This window comes from Streptomyces sp. NPDC051909 (genome assembly GCF_040681095.1).
Lineage (GTDB): Bacteria > Actinomycetota > Actinomycetes > Streptomycetales > Streptomycetaceae > Streptomyces.
The window spans coordinates 64,193-87,923 of the sequence record NZ_JBFAYA010000024.1 but is presented as its reverse complement, the minus strand read 5'-3'; the positions used below and the strand labels follow the sequence as shown (position 1 = coordinate 87,923).

At 71.0% G+C, this 23,731-nt stretch carries 16 protein-coding genes; 11 read left to right on the top strand and 5 right to left on the bottom strand.

Annotated features, from left to right (window positions below; genetic code table 11):
- Window positions 1-106: 106 nt before the first annotated feature.
- Entirely contained in the window at window positions 107-1,600 is a 1,494-nt protein-coding gene (hflX, locus tag AB0M18_RS29785) for a GTPase HflX (protein WP_365763411.1), read from the top strand.
- Window positions 1,601-1,692: 92 nt separating this feature from the next.
- On the opposite strand, the gene AB0M18_RS29780 is transcribed toward hflX, so the two are convergent.
- Entirely contained in the window at window positions 1,693-2,877 is a 1,185-nt protein-coding gene (locus tag AB0M18_RS29780; protein WP_365763409.1) for a hypothetical protein, read from the bottom strand.
- A gap of 167 nt (window positions 2,878-3,044) precedes the next feature.
- The gene (locus AB0M18_RS29775) at window positions 3,045-4,220 is read right to left on the bottom strand and encodes a hypothetical protein (protein WP_365763407.1); all 1,176 of its coding nucleotides are present in this window, start codon (window positions 4,218-4,220) and stop codon (window positions 3,045-3,047) included.
- Between the two features lie 365 nt (window positions 4,221-4,585).
- Between AB0M18_RS29775 and AB0M18_RS29770 the strand changes: the two genes are divergently transcribed.
- The 5 genes from AB0M18_RS29770 (at window position 4,586) to AB0M18_RS29750 (ending at window position 12,873) form a co-directional block, all read left to right on the top strand.
- Window positions 4,586-6,184 (top strand): diaminobutyrate--2-oxoglutarate transaminase family protein, encoded by a 1,599-nt coding sequence (locus tag AB0M18_RS29770; RefSeq protein WP_365763425.1) that lies wholly within the window; start codon window positions 4,586-4,588, stop codon window positions 6,182-6,184.
- Between the two features lie 49 nt (window positions 6,185-6,233).
- Window positions 6,234-8,135 carry an IucA/IucC family protein gene (locus AB0M18_RS29765; RefSeq protein ID WP_365763405.1) on the top strand — a complete coding sequence of 634 codons (1,902 nt, stop codon included), beginning with the start codon at window positions 6,234-6,236 and terminating at the stop codon, window positions 8,133-8,135.
- 50 nt (window positions 8,136-8,185) lie between these two features.
- Window positions 8,186-8,920 carry a GNAT family N-acetyltransferase gene (locus tag AB0M18_RS29760; RefSeq protein WP_365763403.1) on the top strand — a complete coding sequence of 245 codons (735 nt, stop codon included), beginning with the start codon at window positions 8,186-8,188 and terminating at the stop codon, window positions 8,918-8,920.
- Between the two features lie 93 nt (window positions 8,921-9,013).
- Complete coding sequence (locus AB0M18_RS29755) at window positions 9,014-10,813, top strand: IucA/IucC family siderophore biosynthesis protein (RefSeq protein WP_365763401.1); 1,800 nt, start codon at window positions 9,014-9,016, stop codon at window positions 10,811-10,813.
- Between the two features lie 50 nt (window positions 10,814-10,863).
- The gene (locus tag AB0M18_RS29750; RefSeq protein ID WP_365763399.1) at window positions 10,864-12,873 is read left to right on the top strand and encodes an ATP-dependent DNA helicase; all 2,010 of its coding nucleotides are present in this window, start codon (window positions 10,864-10,866) and stop codon (window positions 12,871-12,873) included.
- A gap of 66 nt (window positions 12,874-12,939) precedes the next feature.
- Here the strand turns inward: AB0M18_RS29750 and lexA are convergent, their stop codons facing one another.
- Entirely contained in the window at window positions 12,940-13,728 is a 789-nt protein-coding gene (lexA, locus tag AB0M18_RS29745; RefSeq protein ID WP_265864878.1) for a transcriptional repressor LexA, read from the bottom strand.
- A 536-nt stretch (window positions 13,729-14,264) separates the two neighbouring features.
- On the opposite strand from lexA, the gene nrdR reads away from it, so the two are divergent.
- The 5 genes from nrdR (at window position 14,265) to AB0M18_RS29720 (ending at window position 21,751) form a co-directional block, all read left to right on the top strand.
- Entirely contained in the window at window positions 14,265-14,774 is a 510-nt protein-coding gene (nrdR, locus tag AB0M18_RS29740) for a transcriptional regulator NrdR (RefSeq protein ID WP_365763397.1), read from the top strand.
- A gap of 177 nt (window positions 14,775-14,951) precedes the next feature.
- Entirely contained in the window at window positions 14,952-17,852 is a 2,901-nt protein-coding gene (locus tag AB0M18_RS29735; protein WP_365763395.1) for a vitamin B12-dependent ribonucleotide reductase, read from the top strand.
- 169 nt (window positions 17,853-18,021) lie between these two features.
- Window positions 18,022-19,137, top strand: coding sequence for a tyrosine-type recombinase/integrase (locus AB0M18_RS29730; RefSeq protein ID WP_365763393.1), 1,116 nt, complete (start codon window positions 18,022-18,024; stop codon window positions 19,135-19,137).
- Window positions 19,134-19,460: a helix-turn-helix transcriptional regulator gene (locus AB0M18_RS29725; protein ID WP_365763391.1), complete on the top strand. Its 327-nt coding sequence runs from the start codon at window positions 19,134-19,136 to the stop codon at window positions 19,458-19,460. The genes AB0M18_RS29730 and AB0M18_RS29725 overlap by 4 nt, the downstream gene beginning before the upstream one ends.
- 1,121 nt (window positions 19,461-20,581) lie before the next feature.
- Entirely contained in the window at window positions 20,582-21,751 is a 1,170-nt protein-coding gene (locus AB0M18_RS29720) for a hypothetical protein (protein WP_365763389.1), read from the top strand.
- A 135-nt stretch (window positions 21,752-21,886) separates the two neighbouring features.
- Here AB0M18_RS29720 and AB0M18_RS29715 read toward each other — a convergent pair whose 3' ends face one another.
- Both AB0M18_RS29715 and AB0M18_RS29710 read right to left on the bottom strand, forming a co-directional pair.
- Window positions 21,887-22,840, bottom strand: coding sequence for a hypothetical protein (locus AB0M18_RS29715; protein WP_365763387.1), 954 nt, complete (start codon window positions 22,838-22,840; stop codon window positions 21,887-21,889).
- Window positions 22,841-23,187: 347 nt separating this feature from the next.
- Complete coding sequence (locus tag AB0M18_RS29710; RefSeq protein WP_365763385.1) at window positions 23,188-23,727, bottom strand: TerD family protein; 540 nt, start codon at window positions 23,725-23,727, stop codon at window positions 23,188-23,190.
- Between the last annotated feature and the right edge of the window lie 4 nt (window positions 23,728-23,731).

The window sequence follows — 23,731 nt, the reverse complement described above, 5'->3', positions numbered from 1 at the left end:
GTGTCACCATCGTCGGGTCGGCGACGCGGCCGGACGGGCGGGAATTCTCCCGCCGTGTCACGCGTTGTGACCGGCACAACGGATTTCTCTTCGACGTAAGGATCAAATGACCTCCTCTTCATCCCCTTCCCAGGACAAGCAGAGCTTCGCGGACACCCGCCGCACCGAGAGCCTTCGGGCCGATGCCCTGATGGAAGAGGACGTCGCCTGGAGCCACGAGATCGACGGAGAGCGGGACGGCGAGCAGTTCGACCGCTCCGAGCGCGCGGCCCTCCGCCGTGTCGCGGGCCTCTCCACCGAGCTCGAGGACGTCACCGAGGTCGAGTACCGGCAGCTGCGCCTGGAGCGCGTCGTGCTCGTCGGTGTGTGGACCTCGGGGACGGTGCAGGACGCGGAGAACTCGCTCGCCGAGCTCGCGGCCCTCGCCGAGACGGCGGGCGCCCTCGTGCTCGACGGCGTCATCCAGCGCCGTGACAAGCCGGACCCGGCCACCTTCATCGGCTCGGGCAAGGCCCAGGAGCTGCGGGACATCGTGCTGGAGACCGGCGCCGACACCGTCGTCTGCGACGGCGAGCTCAGCCCCGGCCAGCTCATCGCCCTCGAGGACGTCGTCAAGGTGAAGGTGGTCGACCGGACCGCCCTCATCCTCGACATCTTCGCCCAGCACGCCAAGTCGCGAGAGGGCAAGGCCCAGGTCGCCCTCGCGCAGATGCAGTACATGCTGCCGCGACTGCGCGGCTGGGGTCAGTCGCTGTCCCGTCAGATGGGTGGCGGCGGCGGTGGCGGCATGGCCACCCGTGGTCCCGGTGAGACCAAGATCGAGACGGACCGGCGACGGATCCGCGAGAAGATGGCGAAGATGCGCCGGGAGATCGCGGAGATGAAGACCGGCCGCGACGTCAAGCGCCAGGAGCGCCGGCGCAACAAGGTGCCCTCGGTCGCCATCGCCGGATACACCAACGCCGGCAAGTCGTCCCTGCTCAACCGCCTCACGGGCGCGGGCGTGCTGGTGGAGAACGCGCTGTTCGCCACCCTCGACCCGACCGTGCGCCGGGCCGAGACGCCGACCGGCCGGGTCTACACCCTGGCCGACACCGTCGGCTTCGTCCGGCACCTGCCCCACCACCTGGTCGAGGCCTTCCGCTCCACCATGGAGGAGGTCGCCGACTCCGACCTCATCGTGCACGTGGTGGACGGCTCGCACCCGGCCCCCGAGGAGCAGCTCGCCGCCGTGCGCGAGGTGTTCCGCGAGGTCGGCGCGGTCGACGTGCCGGAGATCGTGGTGATCAACAAGGCGGACGCGGCGGACCCGCTCGTCCTCCAGCGGCTGCTGCGGATCGAGAAGCACTCGATGGCCGTCTCCGCCCGCACGGGCGAGGGCATCCCCGAGCTGCTCGCGCTGATCGACGCCGAGCTGCCGCGCCCGCAGATCGAGATCGAGGCCCTCGTGCCGTACACGCAGGGCGGTCTGGTCTCGCGGGTGCACAGCGAGGGCGAGGTGATCTCCGAGGAGCACACCGCGGAGGGCACCCTGATCAAGGCCCGGGTGCACGAGGAACTGGCGGCGCACCTCGCGTCGTACGTTCCCGCCGCGCACTGAGCGGACAGACACGAAGAAGGCGCCGGCCGCCTCCCGCGAGGGAGACGGCCGGCGCCTTCGTCATGCCGGGCACGCGCGAATCAGCGTGCCGATCAGCGGGCGAACTTCTTGCTGACCATCTCGTGGGCGTTCTTGGCGCCCTTGCCCAGCTGCGGTCCGGCCAGCCAGCCGTTGCCGCCCGCCGGGCCGATCGAGGTGTTCGACACCAGCGCCGTGGTGCCGTTGGGCAGCACCCGGAACCAGCCGCCGCCCGAGGAACCACCGGTCATCGTGCAGCCGATCCGGTACATCACCGGAGTGACCGGCGCCGTGGTCAGCCGCGTGGCCCGGTCCAGGCACTTGTGCATGATCATGCCGTTGTACGGGGGCGCGGCCGGGTAGCCCCAGGCGCCGATGGTGCCGGCCTGCGCGGGCTGCGGCGCGGAGAAGTCGATCGGCAGCGCGGCGCCGACGGTCTCCTCCAGGGACTTGCGGCCGTTCTGCGGCTGCACGTGCAGCACCGCGTAGTCGTACGGCCAGGCCTGGTTGGTGCCGCCGCCCTGGATCCACTCGCCGGAGGTCACGGCCCAGTCGGCCCAGTACTGGCCGTACGGGTAGACCTGCTGCGCCGTCGCGTTGCGCAGCGCGGCCGGGGACTTGCCCAGGTCGTTGAAGGCCGGCGCGAACATGATGTTGCGGTACCAGCCGCCCTTCTTGCCGGCGTGCACGCAGTGGCCGGCCGTCCACACCAGGTTGGACTTCCCGGGGTGGCGCGGGTCCTTCACGATCGTGCCGGAGCAGACCATGGAGCCCTGCGGCGCGTCGAAGAAGATCTTGCCGACGGGGGCCGCGTAGCGGTGGTACGGGGTCTTCTCGCGCTGCGCGGTGACCGGCCGGGGCGTGGGGTCGCTGCCCCCGGTGGTCGCCTGCGTCTCGACGGTCTGGTCGGGGCTCGTGGCGGACTGCGCCCGGGACGGGGTCCAGAGGTCCTCGATCACCGGGTTGACGAAGTCCTCGGCCTCACGGAGCCAGGTGTCCTGGTTCCAGTTCTTCCACTCGCCGCCCTTCCACTTGTCCAGGTCGACGCCGTGCTTCTTCAGCTTGTCGGCGAGGTCCTTGGGAAGGCCGGACGTGGAACCGGAGTCGGAGCCGCCGTCGGACGGGCTCGCGCTCGCGGTCTGGTCGGCGGGCTTGTCGGCCGCCGGAGTCTCCGTCGGGCCGCAGGCCGTGGCGGTCAGCGCCAGCGCGAGCGCGGCCGCGACGCCGCCGGCGGCGGGCAGGAGTCGTATGGAACGCATGAAGTGGTGTCCCCCTGGGATGTCCGGCGCGTCCGGCCGGGAGGGCGCGGCCGGTCGCCGCTGCCGCCCTGTCGCCATGGACGCGTCACATTGCGGTGCACAGTATGCCCGTGGATGCCCTTGGAGCCGGGCGGGACCGAGGGCCCCGCCCGACTTCGCACAAGGTCTTACTGGTTCGCGTACTTCTTGCTCACACCGTCGTACAGCGCCTTGGCCTCGGCGCCCAGCCGCGGACCGGCCAGCCAGCCCGCCGTCACCGGACCGATCGACGTGTTCGACACCAGCGCCGGCTTGCCGTCCTTGCCGGTGGCCACCCAGCCGCCGCCGGACGAACCGCCCGTCATCGTGCAGCCGATGCGGTACATCGTCGGCTGCTCGGCCTTGATGGACAGCCGGCCCGGCTTGTCCGCGCACTGGAACATCTTCTGCCCGTCGAAGGGCTTGCCCGCCGGGTAGCCGGTCGCCGTCATGCTCGCGATCTTCGGCACCGCCGGCGCGTTGAACTCCACCGGGAGCGCCGAACCGACCGTCTCCTCAAGAGACTTGCCGTTCCCGCCCTTCTCCGGCGTCACGTGCAGCACCGCGAAGTCGTACGGCGCGCCCTTGCCGCCGGTCTGGCCGCCCTCGTCGATCCACTGCTGCGAGGTCTGCGCCCAGTCGCTCCACCACACGCCGTAGGGAGCGATCTCCTCGCGAGTGGCGTTCTCCAGCGCGGAGGTCGGCTTGCCGGCGTTGTTGTACGACGGCACGAAGGCGATGTTGCGGTACCAGCCGCCCTTCTGCCCGGCGTGCACACAATGCCCGGCCGTCCAGACCATGTTGGACTTCCCCGGGTGCGCCGGGTCCTGCACGACCGTCGCCGAGCAGACCATCGAGCCCTCGGGGCCGTCGAAGAACACCTTGCCGGAGGCCGGGGAGTTCTCGTGGTACGGCGGCCGCACGGCCTTCGCGGGCACCTTGGCCGGCGTCGGGTCGGTCACGCCCTTGTCGCCCGAGATGTCCTCCTCCTCGACCGGCTTGTCGGGGCGCTCGGCGTCCCGCATCCGGTCCGGGTCCCAGAGGTCCTCGATGATCGGGTTGACGAAGTCCTTCGCCTCGCGCAGCCACTTGTCGCGGTCCCAGTTCTTCCACTCGCCGCCGCGCCACTTGTCGACGTCGATCCCGTGCTCCTTCAGACGGTCCTTCAGGTCGTCCGGAATCGTGATCTTGCCGTCGGCGGAAGGCGTCACGGCGCTGGGCTTGTCACCCCCCGCGTTGTCCTCGGTCGGACCGCAGGCGGTGGCCGTCAGCGTCAGCGCCGCGACGGCGGACGCTGCGGCCAGCAGCGGACGAATCGATCGCATCTCGTGATCCCCCTGGGACTACGTCAACTTGTGCATCAGTGAACAGCGGCGGCACGGACGGGAACGGACGTGCGACAGACGTGCCGCGTGAAGCCCCCACTATGCCGGTGCCGGAGGGGACGGTACGACGCAGGTCCGCGGTTCCGGCACCGGCACGGCCGTTGCCGTGCCGTGATCCGGGACACGCCAAGGAACTTGGGTCCGGCCCGTGATCCCCGGCAGGCACCGTCGTTGGTACGTACGGGGGACACACCGGCAGCCTTCAGGACGCCCTTTCCGGGCCGCCCCGCACCGTGCCGATGTGCAACGCAACCGTTACAGCGGGAGGACACCGAGCCGTGGCCGTGACCGAACCAGCTCCGGCCGTGGGGCCGGGCGCACGGAGCCGTGAGGAGCAGCGCGCGACCGGTGAGGGGGGCGCCCACGAGGGCATCCTGCGCCGCCAGGCGCAGCGCGAATCCGCCGCGCGCACCTATGCGCGGTCGCTGCCGATCGTCCCCGTCCGGGCCCGGGGGCTCACCATCGAGGGCGCCGACGGGCGCCGTTACCTCGACTGCCTGTCCGGCGCGGGCACCCTCGCCCTCGGGCACAACCACCCGGTGGTCCTGGAGGCCGTCCGCAAGGTCCTCGACTCCGGCGCGCCGCTGCACGTCCTGGACCTCGCCACCCCGGTCAAGGACGCCTTCGTCACCGAGCTGTTCGCCACCCTGCCGGCCAAGCTCGCCGCCGACGCCCGCATCCAGTTCTGCGGCCCGGCCGGCACCGACGCCGTCGAGGCCGCGCTCAAACTCGTCCGCACCGCCACCGGCCGGCGCGGCCTCCTCGCCTTCAGCGGCGCCTACCACGGCATGACGGCCGGCGCCCTCGACGTCTCCGGCGGCGCCGACGACGTCCGGGTCGCCCGGCTGCCCTACCCGCGCGACTACCGCTGCCCGTTCGGCGTCGGCGGCGAGCGCGGCGCCGAACTCGCCGCCCGCTGGACCGAGACGGTCCTCGACGATCCGAAGAGCGGCATCCCCGACCCCGCCGGGATGATCCTCGAACCCGTCCAGGGCGAGGGCGGCGTCATCCCCGCGCCGGACGCCTGGCTGCGCCGGATGCGCGAGCTCACCGAGGCCCGCTCGATCCCGCTGATCGCCGACGAGATCCAGACCGGCGTCGGCCGCACCGGCGCCTTCTGGGCGGTCGACCACGCCGGCGTCGTCCCCGACGTGATGGTCCTGTCCAAGGCCATCGGCGGCTCCCTCCCGCTCGCCGTCGTCGTCTATCGCGCGGAGCTCGACGCCTGGGAACCGGGCGCCCACGCCGGCACCTTCCGCGGCAACCAGCTCGCCATGGCCGCGGGCGCCGCCACCCTCGCGTACGTCCGGGAGAACGGTCTCGCCGAGCGCGCCGGCCTGCTCGGCGCCCGTCTGATCGGACGCCTCCAGGGCCTCGCCGCCGCCCACCCGTGCGTCGGAGACGTACGGGGCCGCGGGCTGATGCTCGGCGTCGAACTCGTCGACCCGGAGTACGGGACCGGGCCCGGGGGCGGTGGCGGTGCGGGGGGCGCCGGGGCTGCCGGTCCCGGGTCGTACGGTTCCGGTGCGTACGGCTCCGGGAGCGCCGGCCCGGGGGGCGCGGGTCCTGGGATCGCGGGTCCCGGGGTCGAGAGGCCTGGGACCAACGGTCCCGGGTCCGGGGACGCGTGGGTCACCGGCCCCCGTACCACCGGCCCCCGTACCACCGGCGCCTCCGACCTCACCCCGCCGCCCGACCCGGCGCTCGCCGCCGAGGTGCAGCGCCAGTGCCTCGACCGGGGCCTGATCGTCGAACTCGGCGGCCGGCACAACGCCGTCGTCCGGCTGCTGCCCCCGCTCACCCTCACCGACGAGCAGGCAGAAGCCGTCCTCGACCGCTTCGCCGACGCCCTGGCCGCGGCCGAACGCGCCCACCGCTCCCGCCCGTCCGGACCGTCCCGCTGAACACCGGACCGATTCCCGCCCGGTCCCCTCCCCCTCCCGAGGAAGTCCCGTGAACCCCACCACGACCCCCACGTCCGCCCCGAGCACCGGCTCCGCGACCGCGACCGTCGACGGACCGCCGAGCACCGCCACGGTGCCGATCCCGCACCAGTTCCCGCACCAGTTCCCGGGCCCGCACCCCGGCCCGTACACCGGCGGGCAGACCGACCCGCAGACCGACCCGCTGGACGACGCCGACCCCGTGCGCGCCGCCGACGCCGCGGCCGTCGAGAACCTGCTGCGCTGCTGGGTGCGGGAGAAGAACCTGCCGGCGCCGGAGCCCGGCGCCGGCGACACCCTGCGCATCCCGCTCGACGCCAGCGGCACCACCCTCCTCGTCCCGGTCCGCCACTGGTCGCCCACCGGCTGGCACCGCTTCGGCGCGCCCGCCCTGGAAGGCCTCCCCGGCACCGCGCCCGCCGTCGACGCCGTCACCCTCGCCGCCCTGCTCGGCCGCGAGACCGGCGGCTCGGGCGGCACCGAGGCCACCGAACTCGTCGGCCGGGTCGCCGACTCCGCCCGCCGCACCGCCGAGTTCATCGCCGAACGGCGCCGCGACCCCCGCCCCGCCCCCGGCGCCGACCTGTTCCTCACCGCCGAGCAGTCCCTGCTGCTCGGCCACCCCCTCCACCCCACTCCCAAGAGCCGCGAGGGACTCTCCGAGGCCGAGGCCCGGCTCTACTCGCCCGAACTGCACGGCTCCTTCCCGTTGCACTGGATGGCCGTCGACACCGCCGTCCTGGCCACCGACTCCGCCTGGACCGAGCAGGGCCGCCCGGTCGCCGCCGCCCAGCTCACCGCGGGCCTCGCCGAAGGGCTCGACCTCCCGGCCGGTACCACCGCCCTGCCGCTGCACCCCTGGCAGGCCCGCGAGCTGCGGCACCGCCCCGCCGTCGCCGCCCTCCTCGACGCCGGACTGCTCCACGACCTCGGCCCGTACGGGGACCCTTGGTACCCCACCTCCTCGGTGCGCACCGTGCACCGACCCGGCGCCCGCGCCATGCTCAAGCTCTCCCTCGGCGTCCGCATCACCAACTCCCGCCGCGAGAACCTCCGCAAGGAACTGCACCGCGGCGTCGAGGTCCACCGGCTCCTGCGCACCGGGCTCGTCGACCGCTGGCAGGCCGCCCACCCCGGCTTCGACATCGTCCGCGACCCGGCGTGGCTCGCCGTCGACACCCCCGACGGGCAGCCGCTGCCCGGCCTCGACGTGATGATCCGGCACAACCCCTTCGGCCCCGCCGACGACGCCGTCTGCCTCGCCGGGCTCACCGCCCCGCGACCCTGGCCCGGCTCGTCCCGGATGCGCTCCCGCCTCGCCGACCTCGTCCTGCGGCTCGCCGCCCGCACCGGCCGTCCCACCACGGCCGTCGCGACCGAATGGTTCCTGCGCTACCTCGACCTCGTGGTCCGCCCGATCCTGTGGCTCGACGGGCACGCCGGCATCGCCCTGGAGGCCCACCAGCAGAACACCCTGGTCCTCCTCGACGCCGAGGGCTGGCCCACCGGCGGCCGCTACCGCGACAACCAGGGCTACTACTTCCGCGAGTCCCACCGCGACGAACTGGAGAGCCGGCTGCCCGGCATCGGCTCCGTCAGCGACACCTTCGTCTCCGACCAGGTCACCGACGAACGCTTCGCCTACTACCTCGGCATCAACAACGTCCTCGGCCTGATCGGCGCCTTCGGCTCCCAGCACCTCGCCGACGAACGCGTGCTGCTCGCCGCCCTGCGCCGCTTCCTCACCGGCGCCACCGGCCTCGGCTCCCCGCTGCCGCACCGGCTCCTGGAAGCCGCCACCCTGCGCTGCAAGGCCAACCTGCTCACCCGGCTGCACGGCCTCGACGAGCTCGTCGGTCCCGTCGACACCCAGTCCGTCTACGTCACCGTGACCAACCCGCTGCGCGCCTGACCGGTCCCCCCCCCCGCCGCCCACCCCGACCGCCGACAGGAGAGCGCCCCGTGCCTCCCACCGAAGCGCGCCCCGGCACCGCGAACCCGCCCGGTGCCGCGCCGCCACCCGTCACCGGGCCGAGCCCGGACGACACCCTCGACCTGCACCTGCCCGAGGACTTCCTCGCCCTCCTCGCCGCCGGCGAGCGGTTCCCGGCCGCCCCCGGCGACGACGACCTGCTCGACCACGTCGCCGACTGGCGGCCCGCCGACACCCCGGCCGGGCGCTTCGCGCTCGTCCCCGTACGGCTCGACCACGACCTGCCGCTCGTCGCGGGCTGGATGAACGACCCGGCGGTGGCCGCCTTCTGGGAGCTCCAGGGCCCCGAGAGCACGACCGCCGACCACATCCGCGCCCAACTCGACGGCGACGGACGCAGCGTGCCCTGCCTCGGCGTCCTCGACGGCACCCCCATGAGCTACTTCGAGATCTACCGCGCCGACCTCGACCCGCTCGCCCGCCACTATCCGGCGCGCCCGCACGACACCGGCGTCCACCTGCTCATCGGCGGCGCCCGCGACCGCGGCCGCGGCATCGGCACCACCCTGCTGCGCGCCGTCGCCGACCTCGTCCTCGACCACCGGCCCCGGTGCACCCGGGTCCTCGCCGAACCCGACCTGCGCAACACCCCGTCCGTCGCCGCCTTCCTCGGCGCCGGATTCCGGCTGTCCGCGGAGGTCGACCTGCCCGACAAGCGCGCCGCGCTCATGGTCCGCGACCGGGACCTGCGCCACGCGCTGTGACACCCCACGCAGGTCCGTGACCGGGACCTGCGCCGTGCCCACGCCTCAGCCCCACCGCGCGACCCACCGCGGTGCCCACCCCGAGGAGTCCTCGTGTCGACGTCCCCTGCACCCCACGACTCCGCCCCGCCGGCCCTGCTCAGCCCCCCGGAACTGACCGCCGGGGCCTGGGCGCGGGCCGGCGCCCGGCTGCTCGCCAAGACCGTGGCCGAGTTCGCGTACGAGGGCATCGTCCAGCCCGTGCCGGTACGGCCCGGACCGGACGGCCACTACGCCCTCGCCCTCGACGACGGCGCCGTGCTCGCGTTCACGGCCCGCCGCGGCGCGTACGACAGCTGGCGGATCACGCCCGGCTCGCTCACCCTCGACGGCACGCCGGCCACCGACCCGCTCGACTTCCTGGTCCGGGCCCGCCGTCTGCTCGACCTCGACGGCGCCACCCTCGGCCACCTCATCCGCGAGCTCACCACCACCCTGGCCGCCGACACCCGGCTCGACCACACCGCGCTGCCCGCCGCCCGGCTCGCCGAGCTCGGATACGCGGAACTCGAAGGCCACCAGACCGGGCACCCCTGGCTCGTCCTCAACAAGGGCCGGATCGGTTTCTCCGCCGGCGACGCCGCCCACTGGGCCCCCGAGGCCCGCCGCCCCGCCCGGCTCCCGTGGATCGCCGTCAGCAGCCGGATGGCCGCCTACCGGGGCGTGGCCGGCCTCGACACCCCCGACCGGCTGTACGAGCGCGAGCTCGACCCCGAGGTCCGCGCCGCCTTCCACGGGGCGCTGCGCGAGCGCGGCCTCGACCCCGACGGCTACCTCCTGCTGCCCGTCCACCCCTGGCAGTGGGACGAGATCCTGCTGCCGCTGTTCGCCCCCGCCATCGCCTCCGGAGCGGTCGTCCCGCTCCCCGCCGACGGCGACCTCCGGCTGCCGCAGCAGTCGATCCGTACCTTCCTCAACACCAGCCGCCCCGACCGCCACACGGTCAAACTTCCGCTCTCCGTCCTCAACACCCTGGTCTGGCGCGGACTGCCCACCGAGCGGACCCTCGCCGCCCCCGCCGTCACCACCTGGGTGCACGGACTGCGCGACGCCGACCCCTTCCTGCGTGAGGAATGCGGCGTGATCCTCCTCGGCGAGGTCGCCTCCGTCACCGTCGAGCACCCGCTCTACGACCGGCTGCCGGAAGTGCCGTACCAGTACAAGGAACTCCTCGGCGCGATCTGGCGCGAACCCCTCAAGCTGCCCCCGGGCGAACGCGCCCGCACCCTCGCGTCCCTGCTGCACACCGACCCCGACGGCAGGGCCTTCGCCGCCGAGCTCGTCGAGCGCTCCGGCCTCGCCCCGCGGGCCTGGCTCCAGCGCCTCTTCGCCGCCCTGCTGCCGCCGCTGCTCCACTTCCTCTACCGGTACGGCACGGTCTTCTCCCCGCACGGCGAGAACGCGATCGTGGTCTACGACGAGCAGGACGTGCCTGTCCGCCTCGCGATCAAGGACTTCGTCGACGACGTCAACGTCAGCGCCGTGCCCCTGCCCGAGCACGCCACCATGCCCGACGACGTACGGGCCGTGCTGCTCACCGAGGAGCCCGACTTCCTCACCCAGTTCATCCATTCGGGCCTTTTCGTGGGCGTCTTCCGCTACCTGGCGCCGCTGTGCGAGGAGCAACTCGGCGTCCCGGAGGAGGAGTTCTGGACCCTGGTGCGCGCCGAGATCCTGCGCCACCAGGGCCGCTTCCCGGAGCTCAAGGAGCGCTTCGAGCTGTTCGATCTCCTGGTGCCGCGGATCGAGCGGCTCTGTCTCAACCGCAACCGGCTGCACCTCGACGGCTACCGCGACCGCCCCGAGCGGCCGCACGCGGCCGTCGACGGCAGCGTCCCGAACCCGCTCGCCTGAGGGCCGGGAGGGACCGCGGTGTCAGTGCCGCCCCGTAGGGTGGAAGGGCTATGACGAAGCCATCCCTCCCCGATCTCCTCCACGCCGCCGTCTCCGCCGTCGGCGGTGTGGAGCGCCCCGGCCAGGTCACCATGGCCGAGGCCGTGGCCGAGGCCATCGACGACGGTTCCCACCTCCTCGTCCAGGCCGGCACCGGCACCGGCAAGTCCCTCGGCTATCTCGTGCCGGCCCTCGCCCACGGGGAGCGCGTGGTGGTCGCCACGGCCACGCTGGCGCTCCAGCGCCAGCTGGTCGAGCGCGACCTGCCGCGGACGGTCGAGTCGCTGCACCCGCAGCTGCGCCGCCGCCCGGAGTTCGCCATGCTCAAGGGCCGGTCGAACTATCTGTGTCTGCACCGGCTCCACGAGGGCGTGCCGCAGGACGAGGAGGAGGGCCTCTTCGACCCGTTCGAGGCGGCGGCCCCCACCAGCAAGCTCGGCCAGGACCTGCTGCGGCTGCGCGACTGGTCGGACGAGACGGAGACCGGCGACCGGGACGACCTGACGCCGGGCGTCTCCGACCGGGCCTGGGCCCAGGTCTCGGTCTCCTCGCGGGAGTGTCTGGGCGCGAGCAAGTGCGCGTACGGCGCGGAGTGCTTCGCCGAGGCGGCCCGCGAGCGCGCCAAGCTCGCCGAGGTCGTCGTCACCAACCACGCGCTGCTCGCCATCGACGCCATCGAGGGCGCCCCGGTGCTGCCGCAGCACGAGGTGCTGATCGTCGACGAGGCGCACGAGCTGGTCTCCCGGGTCACCGGGGTGGCCACCGGCGAGCTCACCCCGGGACAGGTGAACCGGGCGGTGCGCCGGGCGGCCAAGCTGGTCGACGAGAAGGTCGCCGACCAGCTCCAGACCGCCGCCGAGGGCTTCGAGAAGCTGATGGAGCTGGCTCTGCCGGGCCGGCTGGAGGAGATCCCGGAGGACCTGGGCTACGCCCTGATGGCGCTGCGGGACGCCTCCCGCGCGGTGATCACCGCGCTCGGCTCCACCCGCGACCGCTCCGTGCAGGACGAGGACGCCGTGCGCAAGCAGGCGCTCGCCTCGGTGGAGACGGTGCACGGGGTCGCGGAGCGGATCACCCAGGGCTCGGAGTGGGACGTCGTCTGGTACGAGCGCCATGACCCCCGCGGCGGAGCCGCACATCGATACAGTGGGGCCTCCCTGCGGGTCGCGCCGCTGAGCGTCTCCGGGCTGCTCCGGGAGAAGCTGTTCGCGGACCGCTCGGTGGTGCTGACCTCCGCCACCCTCAAGCTCGGCGGCGACTTCAACGGGGTGGGCGCCTCGCTGGGCCTCGCCCCCGAGGGCACCCAGGGCGAGGACGTGCCGGTGTGGAAGGGCATCGACGTCGGCTCGCCGTTCGACTATCCCAAGCAGGGCATCCTCTATGTCGCCAAGCATCTGAACCGGCCCGCCCGGGACGGCGAGCGCGGCGACATGCTGACCGAGCTGACCGAGCTGATCGCGGCCGCCGGCGGACGCACGCTCGGCCTGTTCTCCTCGATGCGCGCGGCCCAGCAGGCGGCGGAGGAGCTGCGCACCCGGATCCCCGAGCTGCCGATCCTGCTCCAGGGCGAGGACACCCTCGGCGAGCTGATCAAGAACTTCGCGGCGGACCCGAAGACCTGTCTGTTCGGCACGCTCTCCCTCTGGCAGGGCGTGGACGTGCCGGGGCCGAACTGCCAGCTGGTCGTCATGGACAAGATCCCCTTCCCGCGCCCGGACGACCCGCTGATGAGCGCCCGGCAGAAGGCGGTCGAGGACACCGGGGGCAACGGCTTCATGGCGGTCGCGGCGACGCACGCGGCGCTGCTCATGGCGCAGGGCGCCGGCCGTCTCGTACGGGCGACGGGGGACCGGGGCGTGGTCGCGGTGCTCGACCCGCGCCTCGCGACCGCCCGCTACGGCAGCTATCTGAAGGCCTCGCTGCCGGACTTCTGGTACACGACGGACCGTAATCAGGTCCGTAAGAGCCTGGCCGCGATCGACGCGGCGGCCACCAAGGCGGCTGCCGAACCGCGCCCCTGAAAACAGCAGGGCCCCGGGACCGGCGCAGTGGGTCCCGGGGCCCGGTTCAGGGCCGACGAGGCGGGGTCACACCCGTCGCAGCACGGCGACGACCTTGCCGAGGATGGTGGCCTCGTCGCCGGGGATCGGCTGGTAAGCCGAGTTGTGGGGGAGCAGCCAGACGTGCCCGTCCTCGCGCTTGAAGCGCTTGACGGTGGCCTCGCCGTCGAGCATGGCGGCGACGATGTCGCCGTTCTCGGCGACGGGCTGGCGGCGGACCGTGACCCAGTCGCCGTCACAGATCGCGGCCTCGATCATGGAGTCGCCGACCACCTTGAGGACGAACAGCTCACCGTCGCCGACCAGCTGCCGGGGGAGCGGGAAGACGTCCTCGACGGACTCCTCGGCCAGGATGGGCCCACCGGCCGCGATGCGGCCGACCAGGGGGACGTAGGAGGCGGCGGGCTTGCCGGTGGTGTCGGTGGGCTGGGTGCTGGGCTGGTCCGAGCCGCGCACCTCGTACGCACGGGGGCGGTGCGGGTCGCGGCGCAGGAAGCCCTTGCGCTCCAGGGCCATCAGCTGGTGCGCCACGGAGGAGGTGCTGGAGAGGCCGACGGCCTGGCCGATCTCGCGCATCGACGGCGGGTAGCCGCGGCGCTGGACGGAGTCGCGGATGACCTCGATCACCCGGCGCTGGCGGTCGGTGAGGCCGGAGCTGTCGGCCCGGATGCCTGGAGGTCGTCCGGGGAGCGAGCGCGCGGGTCGACCCGGCTCCTCCCCGCTCATGGCGGCGTCATTCATCGCATGCACCGTCTCGAGTCGGCCCTGGGAGCGGCCCTGGGCAGTGATGGTGGCACTGTCTGCGGTGGTGGTCACGTCGTCGGCCCCTCTCGAATGTTCTCCCTGGCTGGCACAACGGTAGTGGCTTTCGAAAGGTTGCGCCAAACACACGTTCGAGTGAAAATTCGCAGTTCGCCTTACGTATGTACGAGGGCGGGTGTATACGCAGATCCGGACGCCTTCTCGAATCTGCCTCAATCGGTCATTACGGTAACCTTCGCCGTCGGGCCGAAGGGGCCTCCGGCACCCCTCTGCGCCCCGCTGTGCGGGTCCGGGAGCCGGCTGCACAGTCTGGCACCGGCGACCCCGGGAACGGCGCCGCCGCGCCCTTCCCGTACCCTCTTGGCCGGTCGCGTGAGGGCTCGCGGAGCCCCTCCGGCGCACGACACGCGCAGGGCGCCGAAATGCCGACCGACCCAAGATCTAGTGGTTGTATGGCATCAGCCACCCACAAGTAGTGGTCCCCGGTCTGTCGGGGCAGCTCGGATCGCCTATGCTGGTGGTCGCTTCGCAGGGCCTTGACGGGCCGGGCGGGGCTATTCAGTCGTGCCTTGAGGGAGGGTCGGAACCACATGCACTGCCCCTTCTGCAGGCACCCCGACAGCCGCGTCGTCGACAGTCGCACCACCGACGACGGGACGTCGATCCGCCGCCGTCGCCAGTGTCCGGACTGCTCCCGTCGTTTCACGACGGTGGAGACCTGTTCGCTCATGGTGGTGAAGCGGTCCGGGGTCACCGAACCCTTCAGCCGTACCAAGGTCATCTCCGGCGTGCGCAAGGCCTGCCAGGGGCGGCCCGTCACCGAGGACGCCCTCGCCAAGCTCGGCCAGCGGGTCGAGGAGGCGGTGCGCGCCACCGGAAGCGCCGAGCTGACCACCCACGACGTGGGCCTGGCCATCCTCGGCCCGCTGCAGGAGCTCGACCTCGTCGCGTACCTGCGCTTCGCGTCCGTGTACAAGGCTTTCGACAGCCTCGAAGACTTCGAGGCCGCCATCGCGGAACTCCGCGAGCGGCCTCCCGCCGGGAACGGCGAGCACGGGGCTGCCCCCGCGGTCCCCGTTCCCGCCCACGCCGCCGACTGAGCGGCGCGCCGGACCCCGACGGTCCGGCTGCCGGCCGCCGCGCGGCCGGACGGAAGACCTGCCCCGAGCGGTCCGTGAGGCGCTCGTGGCAATTGCACTACATAACGCAGTACAGAAGACGGCGCCCTGGAATTTTCTGGGCGCTCCAGGGTGTTTTGCCCGTATATGGGAGGCGGCATGACAGAGACGGCGAGCGGTCCGGCACGTGGTTCCCGCACCAAGGGAGCCAAGGCGGCGAGCAAGGGCCTGCGTATCGAGCGCATCCACACCACCCCCGGCGTGCATCCGTACGACGAGGTGAACTGGGAGCGCCGTGACGTCGTCATGACCAACTGGCGCGACGGCTCGATCAACTTCGAGCAGCGTGGCGTCGAGTTCCCCGACTTCTGGTCGGTGAACGCGGTCAACATCGTCACCAGCAAGTACTTCCGCGGGGCCGTCGGCACCCCGCAGCGCGAGACCGGTCTCAAGCAGCTCATCGACCGGATCGTGAAGACCTACACCAAGGCCGGCGAGGAGCACGGCTACTTCGCCTCGCCCGCCGACTCCGAGATCTTCGAGCACGAGCTGGCCTACGCCCTCCTGCACCAGATCTTCAGCTTCAACAGCCCGGTGTGGTTCAACGTCGGCACCCCGCAGCCCCAGCAGGTCTCCGCCTGCTTCATCCTGTCCGTCGACGACTCCATGGAGTCGATCCTCGACTGGTACAAGGAAGAGGGCATGATCTTCAAGGGCGGCTCCGGCGCCGGCCTGAACCTCTCCCGCATCCGCTCCTCCAAGGAGCTGCTCTCCTCCGGCGGCAACGCCTCCGGCCCGGTCTCCTTCATGCGCGGCGCCGACGCCTCCGCGGGAACGATCAAGTCGGGCGGTGCCACCCGCCGCGCCGCCAAGATGGTCATCCTCGACGTCGACCACCCGGACATCGAGGACTTCATCGAGACCAAGGTCAAGGAGGAGGAGAAGATCCGCGCCCTCCGTGACGCGGGCTTCGACATGGACCTGGGCGGCGACGACATCACGTCCGTCCAGTACCAGAACGCCAACAACTCCGTCCGCGTGAACGACGAGTTCATGAAGGCCGTCGAGTCCGGCGGGAAGTTCGGTCTGCGCGCCCGCATGACCGGCGAGGTCATCGAGGAGGTCGACGCCAAGGCGCTCTTCCGCAAGATGGCCGAGGCCGCGTGGGCCTGCGCCGACCCGGGCATCCAGTACGACGACACGATCAACCGCTGGCACACCTGCCCCGAGTCCGGCCGCATCAACGGCTCGAACCCGTGCAGCGAGTACATGCACCTGGACAACACGTCCTGCAACCTCGCCTCGCTGAACCTGATGAAGTTCCTCAAGGACGACGGCAAGGGCAACCAGTCCTTCGACGTCGAGCGCTTCGCCAAGGTCGTCGAGCTCGTCATCACCGCGATGGACATCTCCATCTGCTTCGCCGACTTCCCCACCCAGAAGATCGGCGAGAACACCCGCGCCTTCCGCCAGCTCGGCATCGGCTACGCCAACCTCGGCGCCCTGCTGATGGCGACCGGTCACGCGTACGACTCCGACGGAGGCCGCGCCCTCGCCGGTGCCATCACCTCCCTGATGACCGGCACCTCGTACAAGCGCTCCGCCGAGCTCGCCGCGGTCGTCGGCGCGTACGACGGCTACGCCCGCAACGCCGAGCCGCACCAGCGCGTCATGAAGCAGCACGCCGACGCCAACGAGACCGCCGTCCGCATGGACGACCTCGACTCGCCGATCTGGGCCGCCGCCACGGAGGCCTGGCAGGACGTGATCCGCCTCGGCGCCAAGAACGGCTTCCGCAACGCGCAGGCCTCGGTCATCGCCCCGACCGGCACCATCGGTCTCGCGATGTCCTGCGACACCACCGGCCTCGAGCCCGACCTCGCCCTGGTCAAGTTCAAGAAGCTGGTCGGCGGCGGCTCGATGCAGATCGTCAACGGCACCGTCCCGCAGGCCCTGCGCCGCCTGGGTTACCAGGAGGAGCAGATCGAGGCGATCGTCGCCCACATCGCCGAGCACGGCAACGTGATCGACGCCCCCGGCCTGAAGACCGAGCACTACGAGGTCTTCGACTGCGCCATGGGCGAGCGTTCCATCTCCGCGATGGGCCACGTCCGCATGATGGCCGCCATCCAGCCCTGGATCTCCGGCGCCCTCTCCAAGACCGTCAACCTGCCGGAGACGGCCACGGTCGAGGACGTCGAGGAGGTCTACTTCGAGGCCTGGAAGATGGGCGTCAAGGCGCTCGCCATCTACCGCGACAACTGCAAGGTCGGCCAGCCGCTCTCCGCCAAGAAGAAGGAGGACGAGAAGGCCGAGGTCACCGCGAAGTCCGAGGCGACGATCCGCGAGGCCGTCGAGAAGGTCGTCGAGTACCGCCCGGTCCGCAAGCGCCTCCCGAAGGGCCGCCCGGGGATCACCACCTCCTTCACCGTGGGTGGCGCCGAGGGCTACATGACCGCCAACTCCTACCCGGACGACGGTCTCGGCGAGGTCTTCCTGAAGATGTCGAAGCAGGGCTCGACCCTCGCGGGCATGATGGACGCGTTCTCCATCGCCGTCTCCGTGGGTCTGCAGTACGGCGTGCCGCTGGAGACGTACGTCTCGAAGTTCACCAACATGCGCTTCGAGCCGGCCGGCATGACGGACGACCCGGACGTGCGGATGGCGCAGTCGATCGTCGACTACATCTTCCGCCGCCTGGCGCTCGACTTCCTGCCCTTCGAGACCCGCTCCGCCCTCGGCATCCACTCCGCCGAGGAGCGCCAGCGCCACCTGGAGACCGGCTCGTACGAGGCATCCATCGACGATGCCGAGGTCGATGTCGAGGGCCTGGCCCAGTCGGCCCCGCGCGCCCAGGAGCTGAAGGCCGTCGCCGCCCCCGCCGCCGTCAAGGCCGAGGTCCCGGCCCCGAAGCAGGCGCACACCTCCGCGGAGCTCGTCGAGATGCAGCTCGGCATCAGCGCCGACGCCCCGCTCTGCTTCTCCTGCGGCACCAAGATGCAGCGCGCCGGCTCCTGCTACATCTGCGAGGGCTGCGGCTCGACCAGCGGCTGCAGCTGACACGGGGCGGAATTGCGTCTGATGCAACATTGAGCACCTCCTGCTGAGGGCGCTGATCTGCACTTGAGGGAGGGTGCCGGCCATTGGCCGGCACCCTCTGTGGCGTCTCGGATCTGCGGAGATTCAAGCCGTCGCGTAACCGTTGCATCGATGTTGCGTTGAATGCATCGTGACGAGAGCAGCTGATTTGCCGGGGTCGGCGTCCTTGGTGCTGGCCGCCGGCGTTTTACACATCGATCCCGAACCGGCCGTGTTCAAGGCGATGCTCGATGGCTGGGCTATGCAGCAGCGGACTCGTTTTCTGAAGGCGCAGACGATCCAGTCCCGCGTCGACCTGGTACGACGCTTCGCGGCCTTCACAAACGAGTACCCGTGGCAGTGGCAGGCCTCAGAGGTCGAAGCGTTCATCTACCACCTGCGGTCGGGACAGCGGCCCATCGTGGTCTCGACCGCCCGCGGCTACCAGAACGCCCTACGGCTGTTCATGGAGTACGTCACCGACGCCCGATATGCGTGGCCGCGGGAGTGCGAGGAGAAGTTCGGCCAAGCGCCCGTACAGATCCTGCATGAGTGGAACACGGTCGCCCACGTTGCGGAGTACGAAGGCGATCCCCGACGGCGCCCATTGACCTATGACGAGGTTCAGGCCCTGTTTGACGCGGCGGACGCGCGCGTGGAGGAGATCAGGGCCCGGCGACGCAAAGGTGCGCTCGCTGCGATACGCGATGCCGTGCTCTTGAAGACGGTTTACGCCTACGGGCTACGCCGTCGCGAGGCGTGGGGTCTGGACCTGGCCGACCTACGGCATAACCCGAAGGCGAAGCAGTACGGGCGATTCGGTGCCCTATATGTCCGCTGGGGGAAGTCGTCAAAGGGCAGCCCGCCCAAGCGTCGAACCGTGCTCACCGTCCCGGAAATGGACTGGATCGTGCCCGCCCTGGAGCAATGGCTCGATGAGATTCGCCCTGCCGTCATCCCCGGGCGGCTCTCGGCCCTGTGGGTGACCGAGCGCCAAAGCCGTCTTTCGCGGCGGTCGGTGAACGAGGCATTCGAGGCAGCACGCGACGCGGCCGGTTTGCCGGCGGAACTCGATTTGCACTGCCTACGCCACTCGTACGTGACGCACCTGATCGAGTTCGACTACCCGGAACGGTTCGTCCAGGACCAGGTCGGTCACGCATACGCCTCCACCACCGCGCTCTACACGGGCGTTAGCGACGAGTACCGCAACCGCCTGCTGCAACGTTCGTTGCAGCGTCACCAAGAACTGTGGGGCACCTCGTGATCCGCAAGATGGGCTATCAGTGGCACCTGCGCAAACTCATGGCTGACCGGGGCATGTTCGCCACCACGGACCTCGTGCCCCTGCTCGCGGAGCGCGGAGTGCACCTGTCACGGGAACAGGTCTTCCGGCTCGTGACGCAGCCGCCGCAGCGTATGTCGATGGACACGCTCGCGGCGCTCTGTGACCTCCTTGAGTGTCAGGTCCAGGAGCTCATCGAGATCACGGTGGTCAACCAGCAGATTCGCAAGACCGGCACTGGCAACAGCAGCCAGTCGGCACCGCAGGTGCGGCGGACCGCCATCCGGCGCCCGGAGGGCCTGTGACTTCGCCTCCGGACACGCTTGCTGCCATCGTGGAAATGCTAGCTGAAGCCGTGCCTGAAGCAGACCCTGAGGCCCTCACCGTCCTCGTTGCGGAGCTGCGATTGAACCGTTCCATGGCTCGTGAACTGTTGGGCGATTTCCGCGAATTTCCAGATTCTCTGTTCTCGGGCCGCTCCGATGGCCCTCCCGCCAGGCTGCGACTGTTGGACATGCTTGCCGAGAGCTACCCCACCGTCCAGCGAGCTCAGTGCATTCGCTGCGGTCGGAGCAAGACTCTGCATCACCGGCTGGATGGGGGCCGGGTTTGCGGGGCTTGCTACAACCGGCAACGAGTCGAGACATGTGCCCGTTGTGGCGCCATGCGTCAGATCGCCCGCCGCGAGGCCGACGGCGGAGCTGTGTGCCATCAGTGCAAGCGCCGTGACACTTCCCTTTGGCACGAGTGCTGTGTCTGCGGCAAGTCCGCCCCAGTTGTCGCGCGACGGGACGGCCGGCCGCTCTGCCAGAACTGCCATCCCCGGCCTCCACGCACCTGCTCAACTTGCGGACTTTCCCGGCCTGTGGGCGCCGAGACACCCCAAGGGCCCATCTGTACGAACTGTGCCAGACGGGCCAGGGCTGCGGCCTGCGCCGAGTGCGGGCGGGTAACCCCCAACCGCCGCCGCGACCTGGACAACGGAAAGCTGGTGTGTGAGCGCTGCTGGAATCCGCCTATCGCGACCTGCGTCGACTGCGGTGAGCAACGGCCGTGCCCGCGTGGACAGAAGACGGGCGAGCCACGCTGCGAGCTGTGCCGCTCTCGTCGACGTCCGCGCCGCCCCTGTTTCCGTTGCGGCAAGGTCCTTCATGTTCATGCCCGCCTGCCGCTCGGGGGCGTATGCCAGAGCTGTCACACGAAGATCCGACGTCGTCCCGGAGCCTGTGCCTGCTGCGGCAACACCCGTCCCCTGATCGGCACTGATACCAAGGGCAGGGAGATCTGCGGTCCGTGCGCCGGTGATACCCGGAATTGGAACTGCCGACGATGCGGCCGCTTCGATGCGCTGTTCGCTGACGGTCTGTGCCCGCGGTGCGTCGCCCACGACCGGCTACGTCGGGTGTTGTCCGGACCGGACGGCCAGGTGCGTACCAAACTGACGCCCCTGCTGGACCTACTCGATGCCGAAGCGGACCCCTATCAGATCCTGCTCTGGGCCTCCCAATCCGACTGGGGCAGGCTCCTGGGGCGCCTCTCCGACGAGCACGAGGAAGTCACTCACGAACTGCTCGACAGCTTCCCCTCCCACCTGAAGCACGTCCAGAACCTGCGCAAGGTCCTCGTCACTGCAAGCATCCTTCCCGCCCGCGATGAACACCTCGACGGCATCCCACCCTGGCTGGACACCCTCCTCGTCACGCAACCCGCGCACATTGCCACTCTCATCCGTCCGTACGCGTCGTGGTCGGTCCTACGCCGAGCCCGAGGCCGCAGCATGCGCCGAGCATCGAATACGAGCGTTCGCCGGTACGCCCGCGCCCGCATCCTCATCGCGGTCCGCTTCCTGAACTGGCTCGACGAACAGCAACTGACCCTGGCCACGGCTACTCAAGCGCATGTGGATGCATGGCTGGACGAGGGCACCACCAGCCACCATCGTCTTCGCGACTTCCTCAGGTGGGCCCGCAGCCGTCGTCTGGCTCCCGATCTTGACGTCCCCTGGATTCGTCCCCGTGACGATCCCCACGACATCTTGGACGATCAGGAACGCTGGCGGCTCCTACGCCGCTGCTTCACGGGCGAGGACATTCCACTCCACCACCGAGTCGCAGGTGCCCTCGTTCTGCTCTATGGCCAACACCCACAGCACATCGTCACGCTTACCCGCTCCCACCTCTCCACACGTGACGCGCACACATATCTCACCCTCGATCAACACCCCGTACTGCTGCCGCCGCCGCTCGCGCAGATCGTTCAACGCCTAGCCGATGCCGACTCGTTCAGCCCCCGCTCGGTACTGCGGAACCTACCGGACACCGAGCTACTGTTTCCCGGCGCACGGCCCGGCCATCCGATGGACGATGCACGACTGACCCGCCACCTCAACGTCCTCGGCATCTGGATCCGCCCCGCCCGCAACGGTGCCCTGTGCTCCCTGGCAGGCGACCTGCCAGCCGCCGTGCTCGCGGACCTGCTCGGCGTCCACATCACCACTGCTGTCCGATGGAGCAGGCTCGTCAAACGGGATTGGACCAGCTACCTCGCGGCCCGTGCCGACAGCGGCAGGGGAGTGCCGGAGACCTGGAGTGAATAGTCTCCACCAGTGTTCTGCGCGCCACTCAGGCATGAATTACCTGTCCAGGGCGGTGGAGCCGGTCTCGCGGCCCCAACTGGCCATCATGGCGCTGGCGCACCATGTCACTGCCCGCGCGAGCCGACCCGGCGGGGCTCAGCAGTCGTAGCGGTGGGTGTACGGGGTGTCGGGGCAGGTGCGGCAGACGAAGAAGTACATGCCGCCGAGGTCGCCCAGGCACATGTCGTGCCCGAATGTGTCGAGGGCGGCGGGATTGGCCTCGGCCCGCCAGGACGGGACCGCCGCCCCGTCCTGGCGTGGGTCCCGGTCGTCCAGGGGGAGCCAACGGCCCATGCCCGGTTCGGTCGCGGTGACGCTGAGCAGGTGTTCCATGCGGGTGCCGCAGCCTGCGCAGTCGGGCCAGTCAGGCTGCTGCGTCCACCCCGGGTAGCCGCCGACCTTGCTCTGCTGTGTAGTGGCCACCTCGAAGTAGTCGTAGCCCTGTTCCTCCTTGAGGTCCTCAAACCGCTCGTCGAGCAGATCGCCGAGCCCCTCCGGCAGGTCCCAGTTCGGGTACTCCACGGCCGCAGTGGGGGACACCGTGCACGGGCGGGGCAGATAGTCCCCCTCCGCGGTGTGCGGGCGCGGCGGTTCCCCGGCGACGGCGCCGGCGGTCGTCAGCGCCGCGCTGCGCCAGTGGAGCCGGGGGTTGGCCGCGTACTGGTCGTCCTCGTGAACGAGCGGGCACCACAGGATCTGCAACAGGTCGGTGCCGGCCGGGAAGACTAGGCCGGGCACATCCCGTGCGTACAGCTGGACTACCGGGACCATCGCGACCGGCTCGGGTCCGACGGGCGCGCCGAGCGGCTTGTAGTGGTCCGGTTCGGCGCACATCGGCCAGGGCTCGTCAGCCGGCCACAGGAGCGGCCCGCCGATGGAGCTGTCACCCGGGCCCGGCTGCCCGGCCCGGGGGTAGAGGAGGGTGACTTCACGGGACGTACCGGTCAGCTCCGGAAAGACTGCCTCGACGTTGAAGGGGATCGGCGCCAGCGGCCGGGGCTCGGTCGGCTGGGCCTGGGCGGCGTCCTGCTGCGTGTGCCATGACGGCATGGGGTCTCCTGCTGGTGGTCGGACGCCGCTGACCCTAGCCCCCGCCTCCGACACTCGGTGCGTCCCGCCCCAACCTCCCGAGCGCTCCGGGCGTCATGCCTTGAGGTGCTCAACCGAGAAGAGTGGACCCAGGCGCACGCGCCGGGCTTGTGGCGGATGCCAACCCGGCCAGAATCCGAGGCATAGCGCGTGCCAGGAATAAGTGACCTCCGCCAGTACGCGCTGACGGCTGACCGGTAGCGAGACATCGGTGGCGAGACGAAGGGGACCGACCGTGGAGGTCGGTCCCCTTCGTCGTGCCCGGTCCCCGGCCCCCGCGACCGCTACCGGCCGCTCCTCGCCCGGTGTCAGGCCCGGTGCTCGCCCATGACGGCGCCGAAGGTGCTCGGGTCGATGTCGAAGCCCCGCAGCAGCGGCCGGAACAGCCACTCCGCGGAGGGCCCGCCCTCGTCCCGGACGAACTCGGCGATCGTCGCGGCGGTCGCGTCCGCCACCGAGTCGAGGGCGTCTTCCAGCAGATCGGTGTAGCCCTCGCGCACCCGCACCCCGGTCCGCGCGACCTGGCCGAACGTCAGCCGCCCGCCGCCCTGCTGTATGGCCACGCCCACCACCACGCGCGCGTACCGCGCGGCGAGCCGGGTGAGCTCCACGGTCATCGCCTCGTCGTAGCCGAGGCCCTGTCCCGTACGGCTGTCGCGGTGGAGGGTGATCGTGCCGTCGGGGGAGCGGCTGTCGAAGTGCACCAGATAGGCCGGGGGGCCGTACGGGGCGTCCGCCGCGTAGACCGCCGCGACGAGGTCCAGGTCGTGCGCGGGGGAACCGGCCGGACTGGGGTCCCACTTGAGCGCGACCTCGACCTTGCCGACCCCCTTGTTGAGCCCGCTCACGGTC